This is a genomic window from Serratia sp. CY29653, from assembly GCF_052169255.1.
GTDB lineage: Bacteria > Pseudomonadota > Gammaproteobacteria > Enterobacterales > Enterobacteriaceae > Serratia > Serratia sarumanii.
In genome coordinates this window covers 454,320-478,167 of sequence record NZ_JBJNLC010000002.1, presented here as the reverse complement: position 1 = coordinate 478,167, position 23,848 = coordinate 454,320, and the positions used below count along the sequence as shown (strand labels likewise).

Here is a 23,848-nt window from a genome sequence, read left to right as displayed (position 1 = left end):
CCTTACCTCTTCACAAACGCCTGAGCCTTGGTCAGGCGCGTTTCATAATCAATTCGCAGCAACAGCACGATGGCCGTCGACATAATCAGCAAGCTTGAACCGCCGTAACTGATCAGCGGCAGCGTCAGACCTTTGGTCGGCAGCATGCCCGCCGCGGCGCCGACGTTAACCAGCGCCTGGAAGCTGAACCATACGCCGATCGCGCAGGCCAGGAAGCCGGAGAAGCGTTGGTCGATCTCCAGCGCGCGGCGCCCGATGGACATCGCGCGAAAAGCGACGAAGAATACCATTAACAGGGCTAAAACCACACCGATATAGCCCAGTTCTTCACCCAAAATGGAGAAGATGAAGTCGGTGTGCGCTTCCGGCAAATACTCGAGTTTCTGTACCGAGTTGCCGAGCCCCTGCCCCCAGAACTCGCCGCGGCCAAACGCCATCAGCGACTGGGTCAGCTGGTAGCCGCTGCCGAACGGGTCGGCCCACGGGTTCCAGAACGAGGTCACGCGGCGCATACGGTACGGTTCCGCGATGATCAGCAGCACCACGGCGAACACGCCGGAGCCGATGATCGCCAGGAACTGCCACATTTTCGCGCCGGCCAGGAACAGCATCGCCAGCGTGGTGATGAACAGCACCACCACGGTACCGAGGTCCGGCTGCGCCAGCAGCAGCACCGCCAGCACCACCATCACACCCATCGGCTTGCAGAAGCCCCAGAAGTTGCTGCGCACCTCTTCCACCTTGCGCACCAGATAGCTCGCCAGGTAGCAGAACAGCGACAGCTTGGACAGCTCCGCCGGCTGAATACGCAGCGGGCCGAGCGCGATCCAGCGCGAGGCCCCGTTTACCGAGCTCCCCACCACCAGCACGATCAGCAGCATCACGATCGACATCAGCAGCATCACGTTGCTGTAGCGCTGCCAAACTTCCATCGGGATACGCAGCGTCACCAGCGACAGACCGAACGCCAGGCCGAGGTACAGCGCGTCACGTTTGGCGAACAGGAACGGATCGTCTGCCAGGCGTTGGCCGATCGGCATCGACGCCGAGGTCACCATCACGAAGCCGATGAATGCCAACCCGAAGGTCAGCCACAGCAGGGTGCGATCGTACAGCACCATGTTGACCGCATCGTTGTCGCGCGCGCCGGTCACCCAGTCTTTCATCCGTTCTGTCAGCCCGAAGTTCGGCAAGCGTAGTTTCATCCGCCAAGCTCCTGCGCCAAGCGGGCGAACTCATCGCCGCGCACTTCAAAATTACGGAACTGATCGAGGCTGGCGCAGGCCGGCGACAGCAATACCATGTCGCCGGGCTGTACGCGGCCGGCGATGGTGCGCATCGCCTGCTCCATGGTCTCGGTCAACGTCGCCACTTCCGGCCGCAGCTGTGCCAGCTGGGCGCCGTCGCGGCCAAAGCAGTACAGACGCACGTTGTCGCCCTGCAGATAGCGCGCCAGCGGCGAGAAATCGGCGGACTTGCCGTCACCGCCCAGCAGCAGATGCAACGTGCCGTCTACCTGCAGGCCGTTCAGCGCCGCTTCGGTGCTGCCGACGTTGGTGGCTTTGGAATCGTTGATCCAACGCACGCCGTTGTTCTCCCAAGCCAACTGGAAGCGGTGCGCCAGGCCGGTGAAGGTGGTCAGCGCCTTCAGGCTGGACGCGCGCGGAATATTGACCGCATCCGCCAACGCCAGCGCCGCCAGGGCGTTGGTGTAATTGTGGCGGCCGGTCAGTTTCATCTCGCGCGTATTCAGCACTTTCTCACCGCGCACCCGCAGCCAGGTTTCCCCCTGCTGACGGTTCAGGTGATAGTCGCCCACGTCGGCGCCGAAGCTGACGCAGCGCTCGTCGGCGCCGCGCACCGGCATGGTCAGCGCGTCGTCGGCGTTCACCACGCACACCGCGGCGTTTTCATACACGCGCAGCTTGGCGCCGCGATACTGCTGCAGGCCGAACGGATAGCGATCCATATGATCTTCGGTCACGTTCAGGATGGTCGCCGCCGCCGCTCGCAGGCTATACGTCGTTTCCAACTGGAAGCTGGACAACTCCAGCACGTAAAGCTGGCATTCCTGACGCAGCAGGCTCAGCGCCGGCAGGCCGATATTGCCGCCCACGCCCACCGCCCAACCGGCGGCTTTCGCCATCTCGCCCACCAGGGTGGTGACGGTGCTTTTACCGTTGGAGCCGGTGATCGCCACGATCGGCGCCTGCGCTTCACGGCAGAACAGTTCGACGTCGCCGACGATTTCCACGCCGGCGTCCGCCGCGGCGCTCAATGCCGGGGTCGCCAGCGCGACGCCCGGGCTGGCGACGATCAGATCCGCCGCCAGCAGCCAGTCCTGATTCAGATCGCCCAGATGGCGCTCCACGCTTTCAGGCAGTTTGTCCAACCCTGGCGGCGCGATACGGGTATCCATCACGCGCGGCGTCACGCCGCGCGCCATGAAGAAATCGACACAGGACAGGCCGGTGAGGCCCAACCCGATGATGACGACTTTTCTACCCTGATAGTCTGCCATGATTAACGCACCTTCAGCGTTGCCAGGCCAATCAGCACCAGCATCAGCGAAATGATCCAGAAGCGCACGATAACGCGCGGCTCCGGCCAGCCTTTCAATTCATAGTGGTGGTGAATCGGCGCCATGCGGAAAATGCGTTGCCCGCGCAGCTTGAAAGATCCCACCTGCAGGATCACCGACAGCGTCTCCACCACGAACACGCCGCCCATGATCACCAGCAAGAACTCCTGACGCAGCAGCACCGCGATGGTGCCCAGCGCGCCGCCCAGCGCCAACGAACCGACGTCGCCCATAAACACCTGGGCCGGGTAAGTGTTGAACCACAGGAACCCGAGGCCGGCGCCGACGATGGCGGTACACACGATCACCAGCTCACCGGCATGACGCAGATACGGAATATGCAGGTAGTTGGCGAAGTTCATGTTACCGGTCGCCCAGGCCACCAGCGCGAAGCCGGCCGCCACGAATACCGTCGGCATGATCGCCAGGCCGTCCAGGCCATCGGTCAGGTTGACCGCGTTGCTGGTGCCGACGATGACGAAATAGGCCAGCAGGATATACAGCAGGCCCAGCTGCGGCATCACGTCCTTAAAGAACGGCACAACCAGCTCGGTGGCTGGCGTGTCTTTTCCTACGGCGTACATGGCGAATGCGACAATCAGCGCAATCACCGACTGCCAGAAATACTTCCAGCGGGCGATCAGCCCTTTGGTGTCCTTACGCACCACCTTGCGGTAGTCGTCGACGAAGCCGACGATGCCATACCCCACCAGCACGAACAGCACGCACCAGACATACGGGTTGGACGGGTAAGCCCACATCAGCACCGAAATGGTGATGGAGGTCAGGATCATGATGCCGCCCATGGTCGGCGTGCCACGCTTGCTGAAGTGCGACTCGGGGCCGTCGTTACGCACCACCTGGCCGAAGGACATTTCTTGCAGGCGCTTGATCACCCGCGGGCCCATCCACAGCGACAGGAACAGCGCGGTCAGCAGGCTGACAATGGCTCGGAACGTCAGATAAGAAAAGACGTTGAAGCCTGAGTAATACTTGACCAAATGCTCGGCCAGCCAAACTAACATGGTGCTTTCTCCTGTAACGCGCGTACTACCTGCTCCATTGCGGCACTACGTGAACCTTTGATTAACACGGTAATGACCGCATGTTCCGACAGTAATTCCGCCACGCGCGCGATCACTGCAGTCTTGTCCTGATAATGTTCGCCGTTGCCGGAGGCTTCGCTCAGCACGCGGCTCAAACCGCCGACGCTGATCACTTTGTCGACCCCGGCCAGACGGGCGGCTTCGCCCACCTGACGGTGACACTCTTCCGCTTCCGCACCCAGCTCGGCCATATCGCCGACCACCATCACGCGGTAGCCCGGCATCTCTGCCAGCACCTGCGCCGCCGCGGTCATCGACCCGACGTTGGCGTTATAGCTGTCGTCCAGCAGCAGCTTGCCTTCGGCCAGCGCCACCGGGAACAGACGCCCCGGCACCGCCTGCAGCTGTTTCAGCCCCTGACGCACCGCTTCGAGGGTGGCGCCCACCGACATCGCCAGCGCCGTCGCCGCCAGCGCATTGGCCACGTTGTGGCGCCCCGGCAGCGGCAGCGCGATCTCGGCGGTGCCGAACGGGCTGTGCAGCGTGAACTGCGTGCCCGCGCCGTTTACCCGCACGTCGTCCGCGAAGAAGTCCACGCCTGCGGCGGCCTGCGGCGAGAAGCGCCAGACGGTTTTGCCGCCCAGCATGTTCTGCCAGTGCGGCCAGTCGTTGTTATCGGCGTTGATGATCGCCACGCCGTCGGCCGGCAGGCCGGTAAAGATTTCACCTTTCGCCTGGGCGACGCCGGCCAGCGAGCCAAAGCCTTCCAGGTGAGCCGCCGCCAGGTTGTTCACCAAAGCGGTCTGCGGCCGCGTCAATGCGGTGGTGTAAGCAATTTCGCCAATGTGGTTAGCGCCCAGCTCAATCACGGCAAAATCATGCTGCGGTTCCAGACGCAGCAACGTCAGCGGCACGCCGATGTCGTTATTGAAGTTGCCGGCGGTATACAGCACTTCGCCGCATTCGCGCAGAATGGCGGCGGTCATTTCTTTCACCGATGTCTTGCCCGAGGAGCCGGTCAGCGCCACCACGCGCGCCGGCACCTGCTGACGCACCCAGGCGCCAAACTGCCCCAGCGCCAGACGGGTGTCTTGCACCACCAGCTGCGGCACGTCCACCAATAAGCGCTTACTGACCAGCAGCGCCCCGGCGCCTGCGGCTACGGCATCCGCCGCGAAGTCGTGAGCGTCGAAACGCTCGCCTTTCAGCGCCACAAACAGGCAACCGGCGGTCACCTTGCGGGTGTCTGTCGTCACCTCGACAATTTGGCAATCGGCGCCAATCAGCTCAGCGCTCAATACCTCAGCCAGTGTCTGAAGAGAGACAGGGATCATGCCAGCACCCCCAGCAGTCGGGCGACCGTCGTGCGGTCGGAGTAATCCAGGCGGCGGTTGCCCACCAGCTGATAATCTTCGTGGCCTTTGCCCGCCACCAACACCACATCCTGTTCCTGCGCCTGCATGATGGCGCTGGTTACCGCTTCGGCGCGGCCGTGGATCACCAGCGCCTGCCCGGCGTCCAGCAATCCGGTCAGGATGTCGTTGATAATCGCGCGCGGCTCTTCGGTACGCGGGTTGTCATCGGTGATCACCACGCGATCGGCGAACTGTTCAGCGATGCCGCCCATCAGCGGACGCTTGCCCTTGTCGCGATCGCCGCCGCAGCCGAACACGCACCACAGCTGCCCCTGGCAGTGCAGGCGCGCGGCTTCCAGCGCTTTCTCCAGCGCATCCGGCGTGTGGGCGTAATCCACTACCACCGTCGGTTTGCCCGGCGCGTTAAACACTTCCATGCGGCCGCAGACCGGCTGCAGACGGCTGCCGGTTTCCACCAGCGCCTCCAGCGGATAGCCCAGCGACAGCAGCGTCGCCAAGGCCAACAGCAGGTTGCTGACGTTGAACGCGCCCATCAGGCGGCTTTCGATCTCGCCGTCACCCCAGCTGGAGCTGAAGCGAACGGTGGCGCCGTTGTCGTGATAGTCGACCGCCGTGGTTTTCAGCCAGCGGCCGTGGCAGCCCGGCTGCAGGTTGCCCTGCATCGTCACCACCACCGCATCCGGCAGCTTGCTCAGCCAGCGCTGACCGACTTCATCGTCGGCGTTGATGATCGCCTGCCCCACGCTGTGGGCGGCGAACAGCGACCATTTGGCCGCCTCGTAATTGGCCATATCACCGTGGTAATCCAGGTGATCGCGGCTCAGGTTGGTGAAGACCGCCGCGGCGAACGGCAGCGCCGCCACCCGGTGTTGCACCAGACCGTGGGAAGAAACTTCCATGGCGGCGAAGGTCGCGCCCTGTTCCGCCAGCTCGTTTAATACGTGTTGAACATCCACCGCAGAACCGGTGGTATTCTCGGTCGGGCACACCTGGCCCAGCAGGCCGTTGCCGACGGTGCCCATCACCGCGCTGGTTTCGCCCAGCAGTTGGCTCCACTGCGCCAGCAGCTGCGTAGTGGTGGTTTTGCCGTTGGTGCCGGTCACGCCGACCAGACGCAGACGCTCGCCCGGCTGGTGGTAAAAACGCCCGGCCAGCGCGGAAAGGCGCTGGTTCAGTTGGCTCAGGTAGATCACCGGCACGCCGTGCATTTCAACGATGGCGCCGTCTTCGGCCTGACCGTCAGCTTCGGCGATCACGGCGGCGACGCCCTGCGCGATGGCCTGCGGAATATAGCGGCGTCCATCCGTTTGATGGCCGACAACGGCGACAAACAGATCCCCGGCAGCCGCCACACGGCTGTCTAATGTCATTTCCCGCAGCGCGCGCCCGGGTGCCGTCGGCACCCACGGGGCGAGTAAGTCGCGCAAATTACGATCTGCCACCTGAACCCTCTTTCTTGTTAATCACTAATTCGCTTTTGTCACCGGTAGGCAACGCGTCAGGCTCGACGTTCATGGTGCGCAATACGCCGCCCATGATGGCGCCGAACACCGGCGCGGAGATTGCGCCACCATAGTATTTCCCACCCTGCGGGTCATTGATGACGACCACCAGGGCAAAACGGGGGTTACTTGCCGGCGCGACGCCGGCGGTATAAGCGATGTATCGGTTGACGTATTTGCCGTCCGGGCCCACTTTTTTCGCGGTACCGGTTTTGATGGCGATACGGTATCCCTTGATGGCGGCTTTCACGCCGCCGCCGCCCGGCAGGGCCACGCTTTCCATCATGTGCACCACGGTGCGCACCAGAGGCTCAGGGAAAACGCGCTCGCCGGCGACCGGAGGGTCAACCTTGGTGATCGACAATGGGCGATATACGCCCAGGCTGCCGATCGTTGCATAGACTCGCGCCAACTGTAACGGAGTTACCATCAGCCCGTAGCCGAAAGAGAAGGTGGCCCTCTCTATGTCAGACCACCGTTGTTTTTTTGGGTATATGCCACTGCTTTCTCCGACCAGCCCCAAATTGGTCGCTTTTCCCAGCCCAAAACGAGAGTAAGTATCTACTAACGCTGAGGACGGCATCGCTAACGCCAGCTTTGAAACACCGACGTTACTCGACTTCTGCAAGATCCCGGTCAATGACAGCTCCGAGTACCGCGCCACGTCTTTGATCTCGTGGCCCTGAATGCGGTACGGGATGGTGTTCAGCACGCTGTTTTCTCTCACCACGCCGTTTTGCAGCGCGGTCATCACCACCATCGGCTTCACGGTTGAACCGGGTTCAAAAATATCGGTGATAGCGCGGTTACGCATGGTCTCTTTCGGCGTACCGGCCATGTTGTTCGGGTTGTAAGACGGGCTGTTGGCCATCGCCAGCACTTCGCCGGTGTTCACGTCGATCAGCACCGCAGTGCCCGACTCGGCCTTGTTGAACGCCACCGCGTTGTTCAGCTCGCGATACACCAGCGCCTGCAGGCGTTCATCGACGCTCAGCACCAGGTTGTGCGCCGCCTGGCTGTCGACGGAGGAAATATCTTCGATTACCCGGCCGAAGCGGTCCTTACGCACCGTTCTCTCGCCCGGTTGCCCGGTCAGCCAGCGGTCGAAGCTCTTCTCGACGCCTTCGATGCCTTGCCCGTCGATATTGGTCACGCCGATGATATGCGACGTCACCTGCCCCGCCGGATAGTAACGGCGCGACTCCTGCCGCAGGTAGATCCCCGGCAGCTTGAGTTTGTGGATGTAGTCGCCGATCGCCGGGTTCACCTGGCGCGCCAGATACACGAAGCGCCCTTTCGGGTTAGCGTTGATGCGGTTTGAGAGTTGATCCAGCGGGATGTTCAGCGCATCGGAAAGCGCTTTCCAACGGCTGTCCAGCGTGATGCCGCCGCGCTCGTTCAGCTCTTTCGGATCCGCCCACACCGCATTGACCGGCACGCTGACCGCCAACGGCCGGCCGGCGCGATCGCTGATCATGCCGCGCGCGGTCGGCACTTCCTGCACGCGTAGCGAACGCATGTCGCCTTCTTTCACCAGACGATCGGGGTTGATGACCTGCAGGTACGCGACGCGCAGCATCAGGCCGACCATCGCCAGCAAAATGCAGCCGCACAGCAACGCAAAACGCCAGCTGACAAAGCTGGCCTGATCTTCCTGGCGTCTCAACTTACCGGGGCGCGCTGCTTTCATGCGTTTCCTTTCTACTCCGTGTCATTATTCCGGTTAAACCATTCATTGTTTAACGATGATATTTTCCTGCGATGGATCAACGTGTTGCATCTGCAGTTTTTCTGTCGCGATACGTTCAACCCGGCTGTGATCGCCGAGGGCGTTCTCTTCTAAAATCAGGTTGCGCCACTCGATATCCAGCGCATCGCGCTCCAGCACCAGCTGTTCGCGCTCGGCGGTCAGCAGGCGGGTGCGGTGCGCGGTGGTCACCACGAAAACCGCGGAGACCAGTGACGCAATCAGTAAAATCAGGGGGATCTTGGCATTGCGCAGCAGATCGCCGCCAATCACCCCGACCAGGCCGTGACGTTCGTTGCCGATCACGCGGGCATCCTCTCAGCAATACGCAGCACCGAGCTGCGCGCACGCGGGTTGCCCGCCACTTCCGCTTCCGACGGCATCATTTTGCCCAGCGCTTTCAGCGTTCGCCCGCCCATGCCGCGCAGTTGCTCTTCGGTCAACGGAATGCCCGCCGGCACCTGAGCGCCGCGGCTGTGGTGACGCATAAAGCGTTTGACGATGCGGTCTTCCAGCGAGTGGAAGCTGATGATCGACAAACGGCCCCTTGGGGCCAGCACTTCCAGCGCGCCGTCGAGCGCACGCTCGATCTCTTCCAGCTCGCTGTTGATATAGATGCGGATCGCCTGGAAGCTGCGCGTCGCCGGATGCTTGTGCTTTTCACGGAACGGGCTGGCATCGGCAATCAGATCCGCCAACGCTTTGGTGCGCGTCATCGGCTCCACGCGGTTTCTTTCCACGATGGCGCGCGCGATGCGCTTGGCGAAACGCTCTTCGCCAAAGGTTTTCAGCACCCAGGCGATGTCGTCCGCTTCGGCCTTCATCAGCCACTCTGCGGCGGACAGGCCGGTGGAGGGATCCATGCGCATGTCCAGCGGGCCATCGCGCATAAAGGAAAACCCGCGCTCTGCGTCGTCAAGCTGCGGCGAAGAAACGCCCAGATCGAGCAGAACGCCGTCGATCTTGCCCACCAATTCACGTTCCCGCACGTAGTGCGACAACTCGGAGAATGGGCCGTGTACGATGGTAAAACGAGGATCTTCAATAGATTTGGCGGCTGCAATCGCCTGAGGGTCACGGTCAATCGCCAGCAAGCGTCCTTCCGGCCCCAGTTGGGACAGAATCAGACGAGAATGGCCACCGCGACCAAAAGTACCGTCGATATATATGCCGTTGCTGCGGATGTTGAGGCCGTTGACGGCTTCGTCCAGCAGGACGGTGGTGTGTTTATAGTTTTCCAACATGCTTATAGCGACAAGTCCTGTAGCCGCTCAGACAACGGTTCCTGAGTCGACTGTTCAGCGTCAATATCATCCTTGACTTGTTGATACCAGGTCTGTTCATCCCACAGTTCAAACTTGTTGAACTGACCGACCAGCATCACTTCTTTCGTGAGCCCGGCGTGTTGCCGCAGCGTATTGGCGAGCAGCAAACGACCGGCACTATCCATCTGACACTCACTGGCATGCCCCAGCAACAGGCGCTGAACGCGGCGCTCGGCGGGATTCATGCTCGACAGACGTGATAATTTTTGTTCAATAATTTCCCATTCGGGCAAAGGATAAAGCAGCAGGCAGGGCTGATGGAGGTCAATGGTACAGACCATTTGGCCTTGCGATTCCTCGTTGAGCAATTCCCGATATCGGGTAGGTACGGCGAGCCGCCCTTTGCTGTCGAGGTTGACCATCGTCGCTCCACGGAACATTCCTGAGCTACCCCTTAGTGACCGTTTTCACCACTTTACCCCACAAATTCCCACACAATGGAGTTTACGGAGGGTATGAAAACCTTGTCAAGCCAGAGCGCCAGCGCTTTGGCAATATTTCTCTGGTCATTTTGGGAGCTGACTCGCGAAAGAAACTCTGATTATTCGACGATTAAAAATTAACACCATGATAAACGGAGAGAATTTTCTAAGCGGAAAGAATCTGATTAAAAACCTGACGAACTGGCGATTAATTAACTCATTACTTCCTTCTGCAAGCCATGTCTCATTTTTCAGCTCGGCAATCTCAGTGCGGTAACCGCTGGCGAGCCGCGCCCGCCAAGGCTCGGCGCCTGGCGAATCGATCGCGGAATAAGGCCATAACTCCTTGAGTTAATAACGCTCAATCGTTATTCACCGTAAAACCGGTCGCTATTTTACTTCAATTTGCACTGCCGTGATGAGGCCGCGAAAAAAATAAATGCTCGGATATTACGAGCAGAAGTAATTTCGATTTAAATCAATTTGGTAAGATTATTCCCAAAATACCTGTTTACAATTATGGTTTCATTTTCTTACACCTTTATTTCCACAATTTCTGCCGGAAAAAATCTCCACTTGAAGCAAAAAATCGCAACCACATGTTTTTAATGAATTTATTTTAAAATGCCGATTTTAATCCCTCCGCCCTCACCTCTTCCCCGGTTCCGCGGGACAAAAACCGAACAAATGTTAAAAATAAAAATATAAACCTAGTTAAAAAACACAATACAGATTAGTACACTATAAAAAACGCAAAAACCCAGACTTAACATCCAAGCATTAATAATTTAACAGCAGGTTAACCAAGGGGGATGACACATGCTTTCGCCCGCCGCTCACTGGCGTAGCGCCGCTGCCGATACGTTCGCACTGGTGGTGTACTGCTTTATCGCCGGCATGGCGATAGAAGTGTTGATCTCCGGCATGAGCTTTCAGCAATCCCTCTCTTCGCGCCTGCTGTCGATTCCGGTCAACATCCTGATCGCCTGGCCCTACGGCCGCTATCGCGATCTGTTTATCCGCACGGCGCGCCGCTGCCCGCGCGGCCAGTTCGTGCTGCGCAACCTCGCCGACCTGCTGGCCTACGTCAGCTTCCAGTCGCCGGTTTATGCCGCCATTCTGTGGAGCGTAGGCGCCGACGGCCCACAAATGCTGGCGGCGGTGACCAGCAATGCGCTGGTCTCCATGGCGATGGGCATGGTGTATGGCTATTTCCTGGAATATTGCCGGCGGCTGTTCCGGGTGGCGGGCTACGTCTAAACCAGGAGCCCGCCAAAGCGAGCTCCCGTAGAGCGAACTATTTGCGGCTCAGGCTGCCGCGGCGGAACAGATTGCGGCGAATACGCGTCAAACCCGGCTTGGGTTTACGCGGTTCGTCCAGGCTGGCCAACACCAGCTCGAGCACGCGTTCGGCCACGTCGCGATGGCGCTGCGCCACCGCGAGCACCGGGCACTCGAGGAAATCCAACAGTTCATGGTCGCCGAAGGTGGCAATCGCCAGATCGGTAGGCAAACGGCCGCGTTGCTTCAGCGTCACGTCCATCACGCCCTGCAACAGCGAGAATGAGGTGGTGAACAGCGCCTGCGGCATCGGGTGCGTTTTCAACCATTCGGCGAACAGCGCGCCGGCGGCTTCACGTTCATAGCTGTTGGCGTACAGGTAATCGACATGGCGGGGATCCTCTTGCCAGGCCTGACGGAAGCCCTGCTCGCGCAGGAAGCTCACCGAAAGCTCCGGCAAGGCGCCCAGATACAGCACCGATTCCGCCGGGAAGGTGCGCAGCTCCTGCGCCAGCGCAAAGGCATCTTCCTGATCGGCCCCGACGACGCTGATGAAATGCTCGCGATCCAGCGCGCGGTCCAGCGCGATAATCGGCAGCGGATCGTTGGCCCAGCGTTGATAGAAAGGATGTTCCGGCGGCAAGGCGGTGGAAACGATGATGGCGTCCACCTGGCGCTGCAGCAGGTGCTCGATACAGCGCATTTCGTTGTCCGGCTGATCTTCGGAACAGGCGATCAGCAATTGGTAACCACGCTGGCGCGCCTGGCGCTCCAGGTAGTTGGCGATGCGGGTATAGCTGGTATTTTCCAGATCCGGGATCACCAGACCGATAGAACGGGTACGCCCGGCGCGCAGCCCCGCCGCGACGGCATTCGGGTGATAGTTATGCTCCCTGACCACGGCCATCACTTTCTCGACGGTTTTATCGCTGACACGATACTGCTTCGCCTTGCCGTTGATGACGTAACTGGCCGTCGTGCGCGAAACGCCCGCGAGACGCGCGATTTCATCCAGTTTCACATGAACCCCTTAATGACGCTGAAAATAGAAGTGAAGGCTGTGCTCGGATTAACCATGACATCCCGTGCGGTTATTCAATCCAGCCTCTGCGATCTAACAGCAGAAAACACTGCCTAGCAACCGCTTTTGCCGAAAGGTGCCAGCAATCGGGCAAAAAATACCGAAAAACAAAGGGCGCAGCCACGCCGCGCCCCCGATTATTCGCCGCCAGACCGCGCTCAGCGCATGATTTTGTCGCCGCGCGACACGCCGACCACCCCGGAACGGGCCACTTCCACGATCTCCGCCACTTCACGCACCGCGCTCAGGAAAGCGTCGAGCTTGTCGCTGGTGCCGGCCAGCTGTACCGTGTACAGCGTCGCCGTCACATCCACGATCTGGCCGCGGAAAATGTCGGCGCAGCGCTTCACCTCTTCACGGCCGTAGCCGCTGGCCTGCAGCTTCACCAGCATGATCTCGCGCTCGACGTGGGCGCCCTGCACCAGCTCGCTGACGCGCAGCACGTCCACCAGCTTGTGCAGCTGTTTCTCAATCTGCTCCAACACTTTCTCGTCGCCGACGGTCTGGATAGTCATGCGCGACAGCGTCGGATCGTCGGTCGGCGCTACCGTCAGGCTCTCGATGTTATAACCGCGCTGGGAGAACAGCCCGACCACGCGCGACAAAGCGCCGGATTCGTTTTCCAGCAAGACAGATAAAATACGGCGCATGATCAGGTCCTCTCAGTTTTGCTAAGCCACATTTCGTCCATGCTTCCGCCGCGGATCTGCATCGGGTAAACATGTTCGGTTTCATCGACGGTCACGTCGACGAACACCAGCCGCTCTTTTTCCGCCAGCGCCAGCGCCAGCTTGCTCTCCAGCTCATCCGGCGTGCGGATGGCGATGCCGACATGGCCGTAAGCCTCGGCCAGCTTGACGAAGTCCGGCAGCGAATCCATGTAGGACTGCGAGTGACGGCCGGAATAAATCATGTCCTGCCACTGCTTTACCATGCCCAGATAGCGGTTGTTGAGGTTCACCACCACCACCGGCAGGTTATATTGCAGCGCGGTGGACAGCTCCTGAATATTCATCTGAATGCTGCCGTCGCCGGTCACGCACACCACGGTTTCCTCCGGCAGCGCCAGCTTGACGCCCAGTGCCGCCGGCAGGCCGAAGCCCATGGTGCCGAGGCCGCCGGAGTTGATCCAGCGGCGCGGTTTATCGAACGGATAATAGAGCGCGGCGAACATTTGGTGCTGGCCGACGTCCGAGGTGACATACGCATCGCCTTTGGTCAGGCGGTGCAAGGTTTCGATCACCGCCTGCGGTTTGATGGTGCCGCTGTGCTTGTCGTAACCCAGGCAGTCGCGGGCACGCCACTGCTCGATAGACTGCCACCAGTCGCGCAGCGCGTCGTGATCCTGCGCTTTCTCGTCCTGTGCCAACAGCTCCAGCATCTGCACCAACACCTGTTTGGCATCGCCGACGATCGGAATATCGGCGTCCACCGTTTTGGAGATCGAGGTCGGATCGATATCGATATGCAGCACGGTGGCGTCCGGGCAGTATTTGGCCAGATTGTTGGTGGTGCGATCGTCGAAACGCACGCCGACGGCGAAGATCACGTCGGCGTGATGCATGGTTTTGTTGGCTTCATAGGTGCCGTGCATGCCGAGCATGCCGACGCTCTGCCGGTGGGTGCCAGGGAAAGCGCCCAACCCCATCAGGCTGCTGGTCACCGGCAGATTCAGCTGCTCCGCCAAGGCCAACAGTTCGGCTTCGCAACTGGCGTTGATCGCGCCGCCGCCGACGTACATCACCGGCTTTTTGGCCGCCAGAATGGTTTGCAGCGCGCGTTTTATCTGCCCGCGGTGCCCCTGCACCGTCGGGTTGTAAGAACGCATGCTCACGTCCTGCGGGTAGGCATAAGGCATCCGCACCGCCGGGCCGACGATATCTTTCGGCAGATCGATCACCACCGGGCCGGGCCGGCCGCTGGAAGCCAGGAAGAACGCCTTCTTCAACACCGCCGGGATGTCTTCGGTGCGTTTTACCAGGAAGCTGTGCTTCACCACCGGGCGCGAAATCCCCACCATATCGCACTCTTGGAAGGCGTCGTAGCCGATCAGCGAGCTGGGCACCTGCCCCGACAGCACCACCATCGGGATCGAGTCCATATAGGCGGTGGCGATACCGGTAATGGCGTTGGTGGCGCCGGGGCCGGAGGTCACCAGCACCACGCCCACTTCACCGGTGGCGCGCGCGTAGCCGTCGGCCATGTGCACCGCCCCCTGCTCGTGGCGCACCAGAATATGATCGATCCCTCCAACCGTATGCAGGGCGTCGTAGATATCGAGCACCGCCCCGCCGGGGTAGCCGAATACATGCTTAACGCCCTGATCGATCAACGATCGGACGACCATCTCGGCTCCTGACAACATCTCCATGGGTTTGCCTCCAGGCTTGCTTATTCTTCTCTGGCGCCGGAACGTGGCGCCTGCTGCGGGGCAATGCCCCAAAGTTTTTATGGGTTGTCGCTATCGAATTAACATAACGTCAGAATTTGGGGCAGGCAAACGACAAAATGGCTTAGCGGAGGCATGGTTATTGCCAAGCGGCTGGATATCACGGCTTTATAAAAACAATGCGCTAGCCGCAGGGTTGTCAGGCTAGGCATTGTTTCGAACAGAGGGAAAATTACAGAACTAAATCAGGTGAAGGATATGCCGCTTTTTTCGCCGGGCACATGGCCCGGCGGCGGCGTCAGGCCTGTTCCTGGTACATTGAATCGATTTCGCGCTGATAGCGCTGCAGGATCACTTTGCGGCGCAGCTTCAGCGTTGGCGTGAGCTCTCCCAACTCCATGGAAAAGGCTGCCGGCAGCAGGGTGAACTTCTTCACCTGTTCGAAGCGCGCCAGCTCCTTTTGCATCTCGCGCAGGCGCTTTTCGAACATCTCGAGGATTTCGCCGTTGCGCAGCAGTTCCAGGCGATCCTGGTATTTCAGGTTGACTGACTTCGCATACTCTTCCAGCGACTCAAAGCACGGCACGATCAGCGCAGAAACGAATTTACGCGCATCGGCGATGATCGCCACCTGCTCGATAAAGCGATCCTGCGCCAGCGTGCCTTCCAGCATCTGCGGCGCGATGTATTTGCCGCCGGAGGTTTTCATCAAATCCTTCAGCCGTTCGGTGATGAACAGGTTGCCCTCTTCATCGATCGCACCGGCGTCGCCGGTTTTCAGCCAGCCGTCCTCGGTAAAGGTCGCGGCGGTTTCCAACGGTTTGTTGAAATAGCCGCGCATCACGATCGGCCCGCGCACCTGGATTTCATTTTCCTCGCCAATGCGCACCTCGACCTCCGGCAGCGGTTTGCCGATAGAGCCGAAGCGGAAATGCCCCTCTTCCCAGCAGGAGACGGTGGCGCAGGTTTCGGTCATGCCGTAACCGTACTTGATGTTGACGCCCATCGCCTGGAAAAACAGGATCACATTGTCGTCCAGCTTGGCGCCCGCCGCCGGCAAAAAGCGCACCCGGCCGCCGAGGATACCGCGCAGCTTGCTCAACACCAGCTTGTCGGCCCAGCGGTGGGTGAAGTCGAACACTTTGCCCAACGGTTTGCCGGCCCGCTCCTGCAGGAACTTGCGCTCGCCGCAGACGATCGCCCAGTGGAACAACGCACGGCGCAGCCAAGGGGCGCGCGCCACTTTTTCATGCACCGCGCTGAAAATCTTCTCGTAGAAACGCGGCACCGCACACATCAGCGTCGGGCGGACCTGCCCCATCGCTTCCCGCACCCAATCGGTATTCGGCAGGAAGACGTTCTGCGCGCCGGAATGCATCACAAAGAAGCTCCAGGCCCGCTCGAACACGTGCGACAGCGGCAGGAAGCTGAGCGACACATCCTCTTCGCCGACCGTCAGCCTTTCATCATGCAGGTAGAGCTGCGCCGCCAGGTTGCGGTAGTCCAGCATCACCCCTTTCGGCTCGCCGGTAGTACCCGAGGTATAAATCAGGGTGAAGAGATCCTGCAGGTCGCACTCTTCAATACGCTGCCGACGTTGAGCGGCAAAAGCCGCCGGATCGGCAGCGCGCTCGAAGGCGCTCAGATGCTGTGCGATCTCGCAGCCGCGCAGATCGGCCCCCTCGTCGAAGACGATAATGTGCCGCAGCTGTGGGCAGACGCCGCGCAGCGCGATGGCGGCGTCAAGCTGCGCCTGCTCACCGACGAACAGTATGCGGATGTCGGCGTCGTTGGTGACAAACGCCGCCTGCGCCGGCGTATTGGTGGAATAGAGCGGTACGCTGACGCCACGCAGGTGCAGGATCGCGAGATCGGTCAACGACCAGGCCATCGTGTTATTGGCGAAAATACCGATGCGTTCTTGCACTTCGACGCCCAGCCCCAGCAGCCCGGCGGCGATGCGATCGATGCGGGCGGCGGCCGCTCCCCAGGTCAGTTGCAACTCGCCGTTGGGCGACCATTGGCGAAAAGCTGTGCGATCGGCTCGGTGGGTGATTTGATGCTGTATACGATGGATCAGATGGTATTGCAGCAGATTAGTGATCATAGTGCTCTAAGCCTGAAATGAATCATACAGTTAAGCCTGAACGACGCCTTGCGGCCCTCATCTCAGCTTACACGTGTTTACTTTTTTCCGCGCAGTCTACCTACTCTCAGGCAGGGGGAAAAGCGATTTCAGCGTAGAAGTGTGAGCCAAAACTCAGGCCGGCTTTCGCGCTTTCATCAGTTGGACAGAACGGGAAGGAAAAGGTTTGCCGGCGGCAATAAAACGCGGCCCATCCGGGCCGCCGCATCGAGTTAGTTTAAAATACTAGCCGGAAAGTAAAAATCAGAATATTAATTTATATTAATTATTTTTGCTGAACGAACAAAACCACTATGAAAATAAGTTATTTTATCGCCGTAAAACCAAGAAACATCTTAATAAAAACACAGATAGTTCTTAGTTTTTATCATGAGAAAAAAACGCTCAGTTGAATATTATCTTTATATGGCTCCCATTTTTTATCAATTTACTTTGGGTTACCTGCCTCAATCAGGACGGATTTCATCCACTGGTGCCCTTTATCCCGCTCGGAGGATTCATGCCAAGAAAGATAGCAGGTTGCTTTATTGTGATTGGCGCACAAAGGAACCGCCTTTATTTTCAACGCCTCCGTCTGTTGTCTCACCAGCCAGGCGGGTGCAATCGCCACCATCTCCGTTTGCGACACCATATTCAACACGCTGTAGAGATCCGTGCACTGCTGCGTCACGGCGCGCAGCATCGGTTCCTCTAAATAAAAAGGCTTACTGAACGATCCAAAACTTTCCAGGGATACCGCCGCGTGCTGTTCGGCCAGCATTTGCTCCGGCGTCGCCTCCTCGCCCATTCTCGGGTGCGCCTGCGCGGCCGCCAGCACTAATTCGTCGTCGAACATCGCCAAACTGCGAAACTCTGCCGATTCGAAACGGCTGTAGCCGATGACAAACTCGACGTCCTGATAACGCAATTGATGTTCGATATTATTGTTGATGTATGACTTTATTTGCAGATTAAGCTGCGGCGCGATCTGTTTGACGTGATTGATTATCCCGGCGCCCAGGCGCAAGTCGAGCGGACTGCACAGCGACAAGGAAAACGCTCGCGTGCTGGTCAGCGGCTCGAACTCGGCGCCCGGCAATTCATTCTGCACCAGCTGCAACGCTTGCCGCACCGGGCCAAACAGCTGCCTGGCCCGCATGGTGGGCTGGATCCCGCGCCCGCAGCGCACGAACAGTTCGTCGTTGAACATCACCTTCAGGCGCGCTACCGCGTTGCTCACCGCCGGCTGCGACATCCCTAGCGAATTAGCGGCTCGCGTAATATTTTGCATTTGCATCACGGCGTCAAACACCGTCAGCAAATTAAGATCGACGCTGCGCAAATGAATGTCCGCCGGCTCTTTGACCATAGTGATTTCTGAATCATATTCAGCCATATTTCACTCCACTAAATCCTGTGTAGATAATCTAATCCTTATGCACGACAAACAATGAAACGCCGCATTGTCATATCTTTGCACGACAAATCCTGCCATTACCGTCATCAACCGATAAAAAACCTCGTGTTATCGACACGATATAAGTCGCATATGGAATACATGTCAGTAGTTTCTCCCGTCAGCGGGAAGAATGCCACCTGGGTAGTACTAATAATTAGGTATCAACAATGATTAATACAACTAAACAACATAGCTGCACTGTATGAGACAAACTATAAAAACACATCATAAGCAATCAAACCATCTAAAAACACCGCTCACTTTGTGTAAAATTACATTATTTTGTTATATTATGACTAAAATAATCAATTAATCATATGAATTCAATTTAAATCATTTGTATAAAAAATGTTATTTTGTTGCCCCCCGTGATTAATCCCTCTTATTTTTTCATCGCAAATCTTAACGCAACGAAATCCAGAAGCAATTAGCGCAGTATATATTCGATTCGTTTATGCTAAGCAGCGCGCAAACTGGCCCCATTTTTTCTCTAAGGCGTCGCTTTTTTGCCGAATGATCCTCTGTTTGGCCAATGGGCTGGTGCATTGTCCCCGCATTCAATCAGGTGTTGACATCGCCAGGCCAATCACGTATCAAATTAGGCAGACACCCAATTTAAGAGAAGCTGAACCCTTATGATCCGTACTCATCGTCTACTAGGCCTACTACTCAACGCATCTTGTTTGCGCGGTATGCCTGTGGACGAAGTTCGGAGCTGACTCAGCCGATCACCCATAAGAAACCCGCGCTACTGCGCGGGTTTTTTTTTTGCCCGCTTAGCGTGAAATCAACACGATAAGGAATGCACCGATGAGCCAACAAGTCATTATTTTCGATACCACGCTGCGTGATGGCGAACAGGCGTTGCAGGCCAGCCTGAGCGTAAAAGAGAAGATTCAGATTGCGCTGGCGCTGGAAAGAATGGGCGTCGACGTGATGGAGGTCGGTTTCCCGGTCTCTTCGCCGGGCGACTTCGAGTCGGTGCAAACCATCGCGCGCCAGATCAAGAACAGCCGCGTCTGCGGCCTGGCCCGCTGTGTGGACAAAGACATCGACGTGGCCGCCGAAGCGTTGCGCGTCGCCGAAGCATTCCGCATCCACGTATTCCTGGCCACCTCAACCCTGCACATCGAATCGAAACTGAAGCGCTCGTTCGACGAAGTGTTGGAGATGGCGGTGCGCTCGGTCAAACGCGCCCGCAACTACACCGACGACGTAGAATTCTCCTGTGAAGACGCCGGCCGCACGCCGATCGACAATCTGTGCCGCGTGGTCGAAGCCGCCATCAACGCCGGCGCCACCACCATCAATATTCCGGACACCGTCGGTTACACCACGCCGAACCAGTTCGGCGGCATCATCACCACCTTGTATGACCGCGTGCCGAACATCGACAAAGCCATCATTTCCGTGCACTGCCACGACGATTTGGGCATGGCGGTCGGCAACTCCATCGCCGCGGTTCAGGCCGGCGCCCGTCAGGTGGAAGGCACCCTGAACGGCATCGGTGAGCGCGCCGGCAACTGTTCGCTGGAAGAGGTGATCATGGCGATTAAGGTGCGCCAGGACATCATGAACGTGCACACCAACATCAATCATCAGGAAATCTTCCGCACCAGCCAGATCGTCAGCCAGCTGTGCAACATGCCGATCCCGGCCAACAAGGCGATCGTCGGCTCCAACGCCTTCGCCCACTCCTCCGGCATTCACCAGGACGGCGTGCTGAAGAACCGCGAAAACTACGAAATCATGACCCCGCAGTCGATCGGCCTGAAGGACGTGCAGTTGAACCTGACCTCCCGTTCCGGCCGGGCGGCGGTGAAACACCGCATGGAAGAGATGGGCTACCAGGAGCAGGACTATAACCTGGATACCCTGTACGCCGCCTTCCTGAAGCTGGCCGACAAAAAGGGCCAGGTGTTCGACTATGACCTGGAGGCGCTGGCCTTCATCAACAAACAGCAGGAAGAGCCGGAGCACTTCAGCCTGGGCTACTTCAGCGTGCAGTCCGGCAGCAGCATCATGGCCACCGCCTCGGTGAAACTGATCTGCGGCGGCGAAGAGAAAGCCGAGGCCGCCACCGGCAATGGCCCGGTCGATGCGGTTTATCAGGCGATCAATCGCATCACCGACTACCCGATCGAGCTGGTGAAGTACCAGTTGACCGCCAAGGGCCATGGCCGCGACGCGCTGGGTCAGGTGGATATCGTGGTCTCATACAACGGCCGCCGCTTCCACGGCGTGGGTCTGGCGACCGACATCGTCGAATCCTCCGCCAAGGCGATGGTGCACGTGTTGAACAATATTTGGCGCTCACAGCAGGTAGAAAAAGAAAAGCAGCGCCTGCAGCAAAACAAACATCAAAATAATCAGGAAACGGTGTGAACATGACGAAGACTTATCACATTGCCGTCTTGCCCGGAGACGGCATCGGCCCGGAAGTAATGGCTCAGGCGCGCAAAGTGTTGGACGCGGTGCGTCAACGCTTTGACATTCGCATCACCACTGCCGAATACGACGTCGGCGGCATCGCCATCGATCGCCACGGCAGCCCGCTGCCGCCGGCGACCGTCGCCGGCTGCGAGCAGGCCGACGCCATCCTGTTCGGTTCGGTAGGTGGCCCGAAATGGGAACACCTGCCGCCGGCCGAGCAGCCGGAACGCGGCGCGCTGTTGCCGCTGCGCAAGCACTTCAAGCTGTTCAGCAACCTGCGCCCGGCACGCCTGTATCAAGGGCTGGAGGCATTCTGCCCGCTGCGCGCCGACATCGCCGCCCGCGGCTTCGACATTCTGTGCGTGCGCGAACTGACCGGCGGCATCTACTTCGGCCAGCCGAAGGGCCGCGAAGGCCAGGGCATGCAGGAGCGCGCTTTCGATACCGAGGTGTATCACCGTTTCGAGATTGAACGCATCGCGCGCATCGCCTTCGAATCCGCCCGCAAGCGCCGCCACAAGGTGACGTCGATCGACAAGGCCAACGTGCTGCAAAGCTCCATCCTGTGGCGTGAAGTGGTCAATCAGGTCGCCAAGGATTACCCGGACGTGTCGCTGTCGCACATGTATATCGACAACGCTACCATGCAGCTGATCAAGGATCCGTCCCAGTTCGACGTGCTGCTGTGCTCCAACCTGTTCGGCGACATTCTGTCCGACGAATGCGCGATGATCACCGGCTCGATGGGCATGTTGCCGTCCGCCAGCCTGAACGAGCAAGGCTTCGGCCTGTACGAACCGGCGGGCGGTTCCGCGCCGGATATTGCCGGCAAAGGCATTGCCAACCCGATTGCGCAGATCCTGTCCGCCACCCTGCTGCTGCGTTACAGCCTGGGCGCCGATGAAGCGGCCGACGCCGTGGAGCGCGCCATCAACCAGGCGTTGGAACAGGGCTACCGCACCGCCGATCTGGCCGGTGACGGCAAAGCCGTCAGCACCGATGAAATGGGCGACATCATCGCTCGCTTTGTAGCTCAGGGGGCATAACATGGCCAAGACCTTATACCAGAAGCTGTACGACGCCCACGTGGTGCATGAAGCGCCGAACGAAACGCCGTTGCTGTATATCGACCGTCACCTGGTGCACGAAGTCACTTCGCCGCAGGCGTTCGACGGCCTGCGTGCCATGGGCCGCAGGGTGCGCCAGCCCGGCAAAACCTTCGCCACCATGGATCACAACGTGTCGACCCAGACCAAAGACATCAACGCCAGCGGCGAGATGGCGCGCATCCAGATGCAGGAGCTGATCAAGAACTGCGCGGAATTCGGCGTTTCGCTGTATGATCTGAACCACCCGTTCCAGGGCATCGTGCACGTGATCGGGCCTGAGCAAGGCATGACGCTGCCGGGCATGACCATCGTTTGCGGCGACTCGCACACCGCCACCCACGGCGCTTTCGGCTCGCTGGCGTTCGGCATCGGCACCTCCGAAGTGGAACACGTGCTGGCGACCCAGACCCTGAAGCAGGGCCGCGCCAAGACCATGAAGATTGAAGTCACCGGCGACGCCGCCGAGGGTATTACCGCCAAAGACATCGTGCTGGCGGTGATCGGCAAAACCGGCAGCGCCGGCGGCACCGGCCACGTGGTGGAGTTCTGCGGCAAGGCGATCGAAGCGTTGAGCATGGAAGGCCGCATGACCCTGTGCAACATGGCGATCGAAATGGGCGCCAAGGCCGGGTTGGTCGCGCCGGACGACACCACCTTCGCCTACCTGAAGGGGCGTCAGTTCGCGCCAACCGGAGAAAACTGGGAGCAGGCGGTCGCCTATTGGCGCACGCTGAAGTCCGATGCCGACGCCCAATTCGATACCGTGGTGACGCTGCGCGCCGAAGAGATCGCGCCGCAGGTCACCTGGGGCACCAACCCCGGCCAGGTGATCGCCGTCAATCAGGCGATCCCGGCGCCGGAATCGTTCAGCGATCCGGTCGAGCGCGCCTCCGCGGAAAAAGCCTTGGCCTACATGGACTTGAAACCGGGCATCAAATTGACCGACGTGCCGATCGACAAAGTGTTCATCGGCTCCTGCACCAACTCGCGTATCGAAGATCTGCGCGCGGCGGCGGCGATCGCCAAGGGGCGCAAGGTCGCCAGCGGCGTGCAGGCCATCGTGGTGCCGGGCTCCGGCCCGGTGAAGGCCCAGGCGGAAGCCGAAGGGTTGGACAAAATCTTTATCGAAGCCGGTTTCGAATGGCGTTTGCCGGGCTGCTCGATGTGTCTGGCGATGAACAACGATCGCCTGAATCCGGGCGAGCGCTGCGCGTCCACCAGCAACCGTAACTTCGAAGGGCGTCAGGGCCGCGGTGGGCGCACCCACCTGGTCAGCCCGGCGATGGCCGCCGCGGCCGCCGTTGCCGGTCACTTCGCCGACATCCGTGATATTCACTAAGGGGCTAACGTGGCTAAATTTACTCAACATACCGGCTTAGTGGTGCCTTTGGATGCGGCCAACGTCGACACCGACGCCATTATTCCCAAACAGTTTTTACAGAAGGTCACCCGCACCGGCTTCGGCCAGCACCTGTTCAACGACTGGCGTTTCCTCGACGACGCCGGCCAGCAGCCGAACCCGGAATTCGTGCTGAACAAACCGCGCTATAAAGGCGCCAGCATCCTGTTGGCGCGCGAGAACTTCGGCTGCGGCTCCTCGCGCGAACACGCGCCCTGGGCGCTGACCGATTACGGATTCAAAGTGGTGATCGCGCCGAGCTTCGCCGATATCTTTTACGGCAACTCGTTCAACAACCAGCTGTTGCCGGTGACGCTGAGCGAACAGCAGGTGGATGAGCTGTTCAAGCTGGTGGACGCCAACGAGGGAACGGAGTTCGTGGTGGATCTGGAGAACCAGACGGTCAACGCCGGCGGCAAAAGCTATCCGTTCGAAATCGACAGCTTCCGCCGCCACTGCATGATCAACGGGCTGGACAGCATCGGCCTGACGCTGCAGCACGAAGCGGACATCTCCCGCTACGAAGCGCAGCAGCCGGCGTTTTTGAATTAATCCCCTTCACCCGCCGCCCGG

19 protein-coding genes are annotated in these 23,848 nt (G+C 59.4%); 5 read left to right on the top strand and 14 right to left on the bottom strand.

Going from position 1 to position 23,848, the window contains the following annotated elements; genetic code table 11:
• Positions 1-2 precede the first annotated feature (2 nt).
• From ftsW to mraZ, 9 genes are read right to left on the bottom strand one after another with little or no spacing between them, the layout of a single operon-like run.
• The gene (ftsW, locus tag ACJ8HN_RS15765) at positions 3-1,205 is read right to left on the bottom strand and encodes a cell division protein FtsW (protein WP_047569331.1); all 1,203 of its coding nucleotides are present in this window, start codon (positions 1,203-1,205) and stop codon (positions 3-5) included.
• Positions 1,202-2,521: a UDP-N-acetylmuramoyl-L-alanine--D-glutamate ligase gene (gene murD, locus ACJ8HN_RS15760; protein WP_033641855.1), complete on the bottom strand. Its 1,320-nt coding sequence runs from the start codon at positions 2,519-2,521 to the stop codon at positions 1,202-1,204. The genes ftsW and murD overlap by 4 nt, the downstream gene beginning before the upstream one ends.
• 2 nt (positions 2,522-2,523) lie before the next feature.
• The gene (mraY, locus tag ACJ8HN_RS15755; protein ID WP_004932782.1) at positions 2,524-3,606 is read right to left on the bottom strand and encodes a phospho-N-acetylmuramoyl-pentapeptide-transferase; all 1,083 of its coding nucleotides are present in this window, start codon (positions 3,604-3,606) and stop codon (positions 2,524-2,526) included.
• The gene (murF, locus tag ACJ8HN_RS15750) at positions 3,600-4,961 is read right to left on the bottom strand and encodes a UDP-N-acetylmuramoyl-tripeptide--D-alanyl-D-alanine ligase (protein ID WP_442523682.1); all 1,362 of its coding nucleotides are present in this window, start codon (positions 4,959-4,961) and stop codon (positions 3,600-3,602) included. Before murF ends, mraY begins: the two co-directional genes overlap by 7 nt.
• Positions 4,958-6,445 carry a UDP-N-acetylmuramoyl-L-alanyl-D-glutamate--2,6-diaminopimelate ligase gene (gene murE / locus ACJ8HN_RS15745; RefSeq protein ID WP_442523681.1) on the bottom strand — a complete coding sequence of 496 codons (1,488 nt, stop codon included), beginning with the start codon at positions 6,443-6,445 and terminating at the stop codon, positions 4,958-4,960. The genes murF and murE overlap by 4 nt, the downstream gene beginning before the upstream one ends.
• Positions 6,432-8,195, bottom strand: a complete 1,764-nt coding sequence (locus ACJ8HN_RS15740; protein WP_004932790.1) for a peptidoglycan glycosyltransferase FtsI — start codon at positions 8,193-8,195, stop codon at positions 6,432-6,434. The genes murE and ACJ8HN_RS15740 overlap by 14 nt, the downstream gene beginning before the upstream one ends.
• A gap of 42 nt (positions 8,196-8,237) precedes the next feature.
• Positions 8,238-8,558 carry a cell division protein FtsL gene (ftsL, locus tag ACJ8HN_RS15735; protein WP_012005204.1) on the bottom strand — a complete coding sequence of 107 codons (321 nt, stop codon included), beginning with the start codon at positions 8,556-8,558 and terminating at the stop codon, positions 8,238-8,240.
• Positions 8,555-9,496, bottom strand: a complete 942-nt coding sequence (gene rsmH / locus ACJ8HN_RS15730) for a 16S rRNA (cytosine(1402)-N(4))-methyltransferase RsmH (RefSeq protein WP_442523680.1) — start codon at positions 9,494-9,496, stop codon at positions 8,555-8,557. The genes ftsL and rsmH overlap by 4 nt, the downstream gene beginning before the upstream one ends.
• A 2-nt stretch (positions 9,497-9,498) precedes the next feature.
• Positions 9,499-9,957, bottom strand: a complete 459-nt coding sequence (gene mraZ, locus ACJ8HN_RS15725; protein WP_025159638.1) for a division/cell wall cluster transcriptional repressor MraZ — start codon at positions 9,955-9,957, stop codon at positions 9,499-9,501.
• 861 nt (positions 9,958-10,818) lie between these two features.
• Here mraZ and ACJ8HN_RS15720 point away from each other — a divergent pair.
• Positions 10,819-11,259: an L-alanine exporter AlaE gene (locus ACJ8HN_RS15720; RefSeq protein WP_060439092.1), complete on the top strand. Its 441-nt coding sequence runs from the start codon at positions 10,819-10,821 to the stop codon at positions 11,257-11,259.
• 37 nt (positions 11,260-11,296) lie between these two features.
• On the opposite strand, the gene cra is transcribed toward ACJ8HN_RS15720, so the two are convergent.
• The 5 genes from cra to leuO form a co-directional block, all read right to left on the bottom strand.
• A complete protein-coding gene (cra, locus tag ACJ8HN_RS15715; RefSeq protein ID WP_004932801.1) occupies positions 11,297-12,301 on the bottom strand; it encodes a catabolite repressor/activator in 1,005 nt (334 codons plus the stop codon).
• Between the two features lie 218 nt (positions 12,302-12,519).
• Positions 12,520-13,011, bottom strand: coding sequence for an acetolactate synthase small subunit (gene ilvN, locus ACJ8HN_RS15710; RefSeq protein WP_004932806.1), 492 nt, complete (start codon positions 13,009-13,011; stop codon positions 12,520-12,522).
• Between the two features lie 2 nt (positions 13,012-13,013).
• Positions 13,014-14,732, bottom strand: a complete 1,719-nt coding sequence (gene ilvI / locus ACJ8HN_RS15705) for an acetolactate synthase 3 large subunit (protein ID WP_049213085.1) — start codon at positions 14,730-14,732, stop codon at positions 13,014-13,016.
• Positions 14,733-15,048: 316 nt separating this feature from the next.
• The gene (locus tag ACJ8HN_RS15700) at positions 15,049-16,857 is read right to left on the bottom strand and encodes an AMP-dependent synthetase/ligase (RefSeq protein WP_033652908.1); all 1,809 of its coding nucleotides are present in this window, start codon (positions 16,855-16,857) and stop codon (positions 15,049-15,051) included.
• A 466-nt stretch (positions 16,858-17,323) separates the two neighbouring features.
• Positions 17,324-18,271 (bottom strand): transcriptional regulator LeuO, encoded by a 948-nt coding sequence (gene leuO / locus ACJ8HN_RS15695; protein ID WP_033649194.1) that lies wholly within the window; start codon positions 18,269-18,271, stop codon positions 17,324-17,326.
• Between the two features lie 873 nt (positions 18,272-19,144).
• Between leuO and leuA the strand changes: the two genes are divergently transcribed.
• The 4 genes from leuA to leuD are packed head-to-tail and all read left to right on the top strand — an operon-like array spanning position 19,145 to position 23,827.
• The gene (leuA, locus tag ACJ8HN_RS15690) at positions 19,145-20,719 is read left to right on the top strand and encodes a 2-isopropylmalate synthase (protein WP_004932820.1); all 1,575 of its coding nucleotides are present in this window, start codon (positions 19,145-19,147) and stop codon (positions 20,717-20,719) included.
• A 2-nt stretch (positions 20,720-20,721) separates the two neighbouring features.
• Positions 20,722-21,813 (top strand): 3-isopropylmalate dehydrogenase, encoded by a 1,092-nt coding sequence (leuB, locus tag ACJ8HN_RS15685; protein ID WP_033649192.1) that lies wholly within the window; start codon positions 20,722-20,724, stop codon positions 21,811-21,813.
• Position 21,814: 1 nt separating this feature from the next.
• Positions 21,815-23,215 carry a 3-isopropylmalate dehydratase large subunit gene (leuC, locus tag ACJ8HN_RS15680; RefSeq protein ID WP_442523679.1) on the top strand — a complete coding sequence of 467 codons (1,401 nt, stop codon included), beginning with the start codon at positions 21,815-21,817 and terminating at the stop codon, positions 23,213-23,215.
• Positions 23,216-23,224: 9 nt separating this feature from the next.
• Entirely contained in the window at positions 23,225-23,827 is a 603-nt protein-coding gene (gene leuD, locus ACJ8HN_RS15675) for a 3-isopropylmalate dehydratase small subunit (RefSeq protein ID WP_025159634.1), read from the top strand.
• Positions 23,828-23,848 lie beyond the last annotated feature (21 nt).

Excerpts from the sequence above, each read along its gene's own strand:
- leuC (WP_442523679.1), top strand. The coding sequence starts at position 21,815 with ATGGCCAAGACCTTATACCAGAAGCTGTACGACGCCCACGTGGTGCAT.
- ftsW (WP_047569331.1), bottom strand. The coding sequence starts at position 1,205 with ATGAAACTACGCTTGCCGAACTTCGGGCTGACAGAACGGATGAAAGAC.
- ilvI (WP_049213085.1), bottom strand. The coding sequence starts at position 14,732 with ATGGAGATGTTGTCAGGAGCCGAGATGGTCGTCCGATCGTTGATCGAT.
- ACJ8HN_RS15720 (WP_060439092.1), top strand. The coding sequence starts at position 10,819 with ATGCTTTCGCCCGCCGCTCACTGGCGTAGCGCCGCTGCCGATACGTTC.
- murD (WP_033641855.1), bottom strand. The coding sequence starts at position 2,521 with ATGGCAGACTATCAGGGTAGAAAAGTCGTCATCATCGGGTTGGGCCTC.
- mraY (WP_004932782.1), bottom strand. The coding sequence starts at position 3,606 with ATGTTAGTTTGGCTGGCCGAGCATTTGGTCAAGTATTACTCAGGCTTC.
- leuO (WP_033649194.1), bottom strand. The coding sequence starts at position 18,271 with ATGGCTGAATATGATTCAGAAATCACTATGGTCAAAGAGCCGGCGGAC.
- ilvN (WP_004932806.1), bottom strand. The coding sequence starts at position 13,011 with ATGCGCCGTATTTTATCTGTCTTGCTGGAAAACGAATCCGGCGCTTTG.
- ACJ8HN_RS15740 (WP_004932790.1), bottom strand. The coding sequence starts at position 8,195 with ATGAAAGCAGCGCGCCCCGGTAAGTTGAGACGCCAGGAAGATCAGGCC.
- leuA (WP_004932820.1), top strand. The coding sequence starts at position 19,145 with ATGAGCCAACAAGTCATTATTTTCGATACCACGCTGCGTGATGGCGAA.
- ACJ8HN_RS15700 (WP_033652908.1), bottom strand. The coding sequence starts at position 16,857 with ATGATCACTAATCTGCTGCAATACCATCTGATCCATCGTATACAGCAT.
- mraZ (WP_025159638.1), bottom strand. The coding sequence starts at position 9,957 with ATGTTCCGTGGAGCGACGATGGTCAACCTCGACAGCAAAGGGCGGCTC.
- rsmH (WP_442523680.1), bottom strand. The coding sequence starts at position 9,496 with ATGTTGGAAAACTATAAACACACCACCGTCCTGCTGGACGAAGCCGTC.
- leuB (WP_033649192.1), top strand. The coding sequence starts at position 20,722 with ATGACGAAGACTTATCACATTGCCGTCTTGCCCGGAGACGGCATCGGC.
- murF (WP_442523682.1), bottom strand. The coding sequence starts at position 4,961 with ATGATCCCTGTCTCTCTTCAGACACTGGCTGAGGTATTGAGCGCTGAG.